Origin of the sequence: Mycobacterium sp., assembly GCF_032162605.1 — a bacterium.
Lineage (GTDB): Bacteria > Actinomycetota > Actinomycetes > Mycobacteriales > Mycobacteriaceae > Mycobacterium.
In genome coordinates this window covers 1-4,825 of record NZ_JAVROT010000384.1, presented here as the reverse complement: position 1 = coordinate 4,825, position 4,825 = coordinate 1, and the positions used below count along the sequence as shown (strand labels likewise).

The 4,825-nt window shown below is 67.6% G+C and carries 7 protein-coding genes; 1 reads left to right on the top strand and 6 read right to left on the bottom strand.

The window, feature by feature from the left end; translation table 11 throughout:
• From mftF to mftA, 6 genes are all read right to left on the bottom strand, one after another.
• Nucleotides 1-775: mycofactocin biosynthesis glycosyltransferase MftF (gene mftF, locus QOI01_RS21650; RefSeq protein WP_526384560.1), on the bottom strand; the 775-nt coding region annotated here is incomplete at its 3' end.
• Nucleotides 772-1,503 (bottom strand): mycofactocin biosynthesis peptidyl-dipeptidase MftE, encoded by a 732-nt coding sequence (gene mftE, locus QOI01_RS21645; RefSeq protein ID WP_526384558.1) that lies wholly within the window; start codon nucleotides 1,501-1,503, stop codon nucleotides 772-774. The genes mftE and mftF, both read right to left, overlap by 4 nt.
• A gap of 134 nt (nucleotides 1,504-1,637) precedes the next feature.
• Nucleotides 1,638-2,831, bottom strand: coding sequence for a pre-mycofactocin synthase MftD (mftD, locus tag QOI01_RS21640; protein WP_526384556.1), 1,194 nt, complete (start codon nucleotides 2,829-2,831; stop codon nucleotides 1,638-1,640).
• A gap of 2 nt (nucleotides 2,832-2,833) precedes the next feature.
• The gene (gene mftC / locus QOI01_RS21635; protein WP_526384562.1) at nucleotides 2,834-4,057 is read right to left on the bottom strand and encodes a mycofactocin radical SAM maturase; all 1,224 of its coding nucleotides are present in this window, start codon (nucleotides 4,055-4,057) and stop codon (nucleotides 2,834-2,836) included.
• Nucleotides 4,058-4,062: 5 nt separating this feature from the next.
• Nucleotides 4,063-4,395 (bottom strand): mycofactocin biosynthesis chaperone MftB, encoded by a 333-nt coding sequence (gene mftB / locus QOI01_RS21630; protein ID WP_526384554.1) that lies wholly within the window; start codon nucleotides 4,393-4,395, stop codon nucleotides 4,063-4,065.
• On the bottom strand, nucleotides 4,380-4,475 hold the full coding sequence (gene mftA / locus QOI01_RS21625) for a mycofactocin precursor MftA (protein ID WP_526384552.1): 96 nt from the start codon (nucleotides 4,473-4,475) through the stop codon (nucleotides 4,380-4,382). The genes mftB and mftA overlap by 16 nt, the downstream gene beginning before the upstream one ends.
• Nucleotides 4,476-4,579: 104 nt before the next feature.
• Between mftA and QOI01_RS21620 the strand changes: the two genes are divergently transcribed.
• On the top strand, nucleotides 4,580-4,825 hold a 246-nt coding region (locus QOI01_RS21620), incomplete at its 3' end, for a TetR family transcriptional regulator (protein ID WP_526384550.1).

Sequence of the window (4,825 nt, the reverse complement as noted above, 5' to 3'; positions counted from 1 at the left end):
CGACGTCTTCACCGGACCTGAGCGACTCGTCGAACCCGCCCACCTGATCCAGTGCCTTTCGACGGCAGATGATGGCCGCGCTGGGAACGTACGAGACGGTGCCGAAGGGAACCACCGGCGCCTCCCGTTGACCGAGGTCGAGGGATGACCGCAGCGCCTCGTACCGCGCCACCAGATTCTGCGGCTCGTGCAAGCCGACGATGCGCGGCGCCACCAGGGCCACGGCGGGGTCGCAGAAGTGTCCGAGGAGCGCTTCCAGCCAGCCCCGACGCGGCACCACGTCGGAGTCGAGAAATGCGACGAAGTCCGTCTCACAGGCGGCCAGTCCGGTGTTGCGCGCGGCGGCCGGGCCCTTGCTCGTGTCGTGGCGCAGCACCCGGACGTCGCAGCGGAGGCCGGTGAAGTCGCTGACCTCGACGGGTTGTGAGGAACCGTCGTCGACCACCACGACACGCATGCCGTGCAGTGCCTGCATCAACCGATTGAGCCCAACGGCGTTGTCCAACACGGGGATGACGACGGTGACGTCGCGGTGCGACGGGCCGGTGGCGGGGCGGGGATGCGCGACGGTCGCATCGAGAAGGGTGCGTGCCAGTTGCGCGCTCTGCGCGTCGTGCACCTCGAGCCGACCGCAGTTGAGCATGGTCTGCGCAGCCGGTGCCAGACGCAGGAGTCGGGTGGGCGATCCGCCGAGAAGCGCCGAACCCTCCCCGAGCACCCTTACCCTCCGGTCCACCTGCACGGCGAATCCATCGGGCAGTCGTGGCCCCGTCACTGCAACAACCCCCCGCGGCCGGGAGTCCACGCCACCACGCGGCGGCTACAGGAGTCGACCATCTCAGCAAAGATACGCGCACCCTCGACCGCGGACGCGGTGGTGGGGTCCCCCAGTACCCCGACCGGGCTGACCGCCGCGACGCCACCGGTGCGCAGCTGCGGCATCAGGTCGGCGAGCGGAGCTTGGTTGCCGGCCACCCACTCCGCGGTACGGACGACCTCTGGTGAAATATGTAGCAATACAGACGTTTCGGTGTGGCCGGCGTGGGCGTCGGCACCGGGAACGCTGCAGGCGCACCACGCGACGTCCCGACCCTCCTCGCGCAGCAACGAAGCGGCTGCAGCAACGGCGGCAGCGTTACCTCCGTGGCCGTTGACGAAGACCAGCCGCGACGCCCAGTCGCACGCCGACCTGCCGTACTCCACCAGCAAGAGCTGCAGCACAGAAGTGCCGATCGAAACCGTGCCGGGGAATCCCTGGTGCTCCCCGCTGGCGCCATAGCCGATCGCGGGCGCGAGCATCCAATTACCAGCGAGTCGCTCAGCAACCGCGCCGGCCACCGCGGAAGCGATCCGGGTGTCGGTGTCCACCGGCAGGTGCGGCCCATGCTGCTCGGTCGAGCCTAGCGGGATGATCAACGCAGGCGACAGTTCGCGGAGCTGCCTCGCCGTTGAGTTCCCGAGCACGCTGGGGAAGGACACCCGCCGATGGTAGGCCGAATTCACCTGGTGTGCGCCGATTGTTGGTGTTTGCCCAACGATTCGTTCCCCCGGGTTCACCTGCGATGCGGCCTTGTCATCACGTCCGTCTCGTCAGCACCGCCCGCCCCACCGGGACCAGGCGACAGCGGCGTCGGAGGCTAGGCGCCCTCGGTCGGGGGCACCCCGAGGGCACGGGTGAATCCGGGTGGCGTCAGCACGTCGCCAGCGACGAGGTCGTGGATGGAGGCCTTGCCGAGGCCCATCAGTGCGGAGTCGATGCCGCTGCGCATGATGTCGAGCACGTTCTCGACGCCCGGTTGCCCCTCGGCGGCCAGGCCCCACAGGTACGCGCGGCCGATCATGACCGCGCGCGCACCGAGGGCGATTGCCTTGACGACGTCGCTGCCGCGTCGGATGCCACCGTCGAGCAAAACCTCCACCTGATCGCCGACTGCGGCGGCCACGGCAGGCAAACAACGGATCGCGGCCGGGGTCCCGTCCAGGTTGTTTCCGCCGTGGTTGGACACCGAGATCGCCGAAACACCCGCGTCCACAGCGCGTTTGGCGTCGTCGACCCGGACTATGCCCTTGAGCATGAAGGGCGCGTCCCACTGGTCGCGCAGCCAGTCGATGTCCTCCCAGGTCGGCGGGGGTGTGCCCATCCATTCGCCGTAGGCCTGAAAGAACGGCGGCCCGGCCTCGCCACGCTTGCCCTGGTTCGGCACCCGCAGGTCCGGCGGGCTCATGGCCTTGCCGAAGTCCCACAGCCAGCGCGGCTTGGTGATGACCTCCGGGGCCATCTTCAGCATGGTGCGAAGGTTCATCTGCTCGGGAATCTTCGGGCTGCCCCAGTCCCGGCCGTGGGAGAAGCTCCAGTCGGTGGTGGCGATCAGCCCGACGGCTCCGGCCTCCTTGGCACGTTGCACCCGCTCGAGGATCGCGTCGCGACCGCCAAGCCAGTAGATCTGGAAGAAGATCTTGCCGTTGACGGCCACGACCTCTTCGATCGGTTTGCTGGCGAACGACGACAGTCCCATCGCGGTGCCGCGGGCGGCCGCTGCCCGCGCGACCGCCACCTCACCGCCGGGGTCGACGGCTTGCACACCGGTCGGCGAGATGATCACTGGCAGCGAGATGTCCTGCCCCATAACGGTTGTCGATAGGTCGCGCTTTTCGGCCGCACCGACCACGTGCGGGGCGAAACCGAGTTCGGAGAACGACTCGACATTATCGGAGACCGTCACCCCCTTCTCGCTGGCTCCGAGCAGGGCTGAGTAGGCGGATTTGGGTAGCCGTTTCTTCGCCCGTTCCTGGGCAATGGATACGGTTTCGAACCACTTGTCGCGAGCCATGATCAAACGGGACTTTCGTTGCAGAACTTCTTCGGAGCCGGGCCGCCGGCGACCCGACGACCAGGCGGACGGGTGAGGAGCTTCAGCGGGATGGGTCCCTTGCGGGCTCCGGTGCGGGAGTGGTCGCCGCTGGGCTTGGGCTTGTCGCGCTCGCGTGCCAGAGCGGGCTCGCCGTAACCCACCACGCACTCGGGGTCGGGGCCATCCATCGGCAGGCCGGTGAAGAACTTGGCGGCCATGCAGCCGCCACGGCAGCCGTCGTAGTGGTCGCAGCTGGCGCAGGCTCCGGCCGACTGCGGCTCGCGCAGCTCGCGGAACAGTGGCGCGTACTTCCAGACGTTGTGGAAGCCCGACCCAAAACCTGAGTCGCGCAGGATGTTTCCGGCGAGGAAGCGGTCGTGGATGGCGAACGGGCAGGCGTACACGTCCCCGACGGGATCGATGAGGCACACGACCCGGCCCGCACCGCAGAGGTTCAGGCCGGCCAGTGCGCCCGGCTGCCCGAGCCCGGACAGGTGGAAGAAGGAGTCGCCGGTCAGGATTCCCTCGCCGCGGGCGACGAGCCAGTCGTAGAGCTGGACTTGCTGGGCGGCGGTGGGGTGCAACTCGTCCCACACGTCGGCACCCCGGCCCGACGGGCGCAGCCGGGTAATGCGCAGGGTCGCACCGTATTGGTCTGCCAGAGCCTTGAATTCGTCGAGCTGCCCGACGTTGTGGCGGGTGACGACGACGGAGATCTTGGCATCCTTGAACCCCGCCTCGGACAGGTTCTCCAGCGCGCGGACCGCCATGGCGAAGGAGCCGGGACCGCGGACGGCGTCGTTGACCTCCGCGGTGGCGCCGTCCAGAGAGATCTGGACGTCGACGTAGTCGCTTGCGGCCAGCTTCGCGGCGACCAGCTTGTCGATCCGCACGCCGTTGGTCGAGAACTTCACGCCGACGTGATGCGCGGTGGCGTAGTCGACGAGCTCCCAGAAGTCAGAGCGCACGGTCGGCTCGCCACCGCCGATGTTGACGTAGAAGACCTGCATGCGCTCGAGCTCGTCGATGATGTCCATGCACTGCCGCGTGCTCAGCTCGCGGGGGTCGCGCTTACCCGACGACGACAGGCAGTGCACGCACGCCAGGTTGCAGGCGTAGGTCAGCTCCCAGGTCAGGCAGATGGGCGCGTCGAGGCCATGCTCGAACTGCTCGACCAGTCGGGGGACGGGACCTGCGGACTCCATCGTGGTCATGTGTTCTCCTCGCGGACCAGCATGTTGGACTGGACGAGCACGCCGAGGGCGTGCAGATAGGGCGCCTGGTCGGCGTCATCGATGCCTGCGTCGCGGCAGGCGGACCTGGCGTCTGGATGCGCATCGAGCAACTTGACCACCTCGACGATCTTCGTGTTCTTCAGAAACGAGAGCTTGCGGGTGCCAAAGTGATACAGCAACGCCCCGAACGGCTCCGGCCGCACCGCGACCGAGGGGTGCAGACGCCACCCGCGGTCCGGATCGAAGGACCCGGGTCTTTCAACCCCGGTGCTGGCCGGCGCGGTGTCCACGGTCAGTAGACCCCGCACATACCGTCGATGGAGACCTCTTCGACGAGCGACTCCGTGACAAGTTCGGTGTCAGTGCTGACTTGCTGATCCTGATCCATGCTTGACTGCCTTTCGTCGTGTGACACTCGACACATCGGGTCGGTGCCGAATAGAATATGGCATCGAGTGCCAGAAGGGAAGTCGAGCTGCGAGATGAGGTGGCATGGCGCTTGAGACCGGTCCCCGCCTGGGCCGCCGACGCAGCACGACCCGCGGTCACATCGCGGACGTGGCCATCGACCTGTTCAGCGCGCGCGGCTTCGACGCGGTCAACGTCGACGATGTCGCGCACGCCGCAGGCATCGCGCGCCGCACGGTGTTCCGCTACTACGCATCGAAGAACGCAATCCCCTGGGGAGACTTCGATGTTCACCTCGACAACCTGCGGGGCCTGCTCGATTCCGTCGAC